The organism is Subtercola boreus, assembly GCF_003399625.1.
GTDB lineage: Bacteria > Actinomycetota > Actinomycetes > Actinomycetales > Microbacteriaceae > Subtercola > Subtercola boreus_C.
The window spans coordinates 1-512 of the sequence record NZ_NBXA01000073.1 but is presented as its reverse complement, the minus strand read 5'-3'; the positions used below and the strand labels follow the sequence as shown (position 1 = coordinate 512).

General features: G+C 61.5%; 1 pseudogene. It reads right to left on the bottom strand.

What is annotated here, in order from left to right:
- Positions 1-124: 124 nt before the first annotated feature.
- Positions 125-385, bottom strand: a pseudogene (locus B7R21_RS19280) (integrase core domain-containing protein); the annotation flags it as partial.
- Between the last annotated feature and the right edge of the window lie 127 nt (positions 386-512).

Below are 512 nucleotides of genomic sequence, written 5' to 3'. Positions count from 1 at the left end.
GGCCCGTGTCGATCACCAGCCGCGCCGCCTCACGGCGATACTCCGGCGTATAAGTCTTCCTCTTGCTTGTGCCCATCACGGACATCCTCCCCGACAGGCCCGCAAACACGCGAAACCCGCCTGGTCAGTGTCCGGAATTCGGGGTCAACCCCATGCCGAGGCCCCGTTGGCGGCGTCGGCGGTTGTATTTCGTTTCGATCCAGACCACGATCGCGAGGCGGAGTTCCTCGCGAGTGTTCCAGCGCCGGGTGTTCAGAACGTTCTTTTGAAGGAGCGAGAAGAACGATTCCATGGCGGCGTTGTCGCTGGAGGAACCCACCCGCCCCATCGATCCGTGCAGCCCGTTGTTCTTCAGCAGCCGCACGACGCGTTTGGATCTGAATTGGCCGTGTTCAACTGGTTGATGCAACACCTGATCGTGGAGGTGTTTGATGGGTTCGGGGAATCAGCAGAAGCAGGTTCGGGCGTATCGGGGTCAGATGGTGTCACCGGGTCGCCCGACGATCGCGTGG